Genomic DNA, 427 nt, shown 5'->3' with positions numbered 1-427 from the left:
GGCGGCTCTCCTTGACGCCAAGGGCTGCCGTCGGATCGTCCATGATCACCACGCGGCTGCCGAAGGCGGCAGCCCGCGCCACGGCGACGCCCTGGCGCTGGCCGCCCGAGAGCGTTTCCACCGCCTGGCCGATGTTCTGGATGGTCATCAGGCCGAGTTCGGTGAGCTTGTCGCGGGCGCGCTTTTCCATCGCCGGACGGTCGAGCATGCGCAACCATTGGCCAAGGAAGCCGGGTTTGCGGATCTCGCGGCCGAGGAACATGTTGTCAGCGATCGACAGTGCCGGCGACAGAGCGAGATTTTGGTAGACGGTTTCGATACCGGCTTCGCGGGCCTCCATCGGCGACTTGAAGGCAACTGTTTTGCCTTCAAGTCGGATTTCGCCTTCGTCGGGCACGACAGCGCCTGAAATCGCTTTGATGAGCGA

At 63.9% G+C, this 427-nt stretch carries 1 protein-coding gene; it reads right to left on the bottom strand.

Annotation, left to right across the window (positions count from 1 at the left end; genetic code table 11):
- Window positions 1-427: ATP-binding cassette domain-containing protein (locus tag ACWTU8_RS32855; RefSeq protein WP_455851379.1), on the bottom strand; the 427-nt coding region annotated here is incomplete at both ends.

It is taken from the genome of Mesorhizobium sp. BHbdii (genome assembly GCF_053848045.1).
Note: the sequence above shows the minus strand (reverse complement) of the source record. Positions and strands in the feature narration are given on the sequence as shown.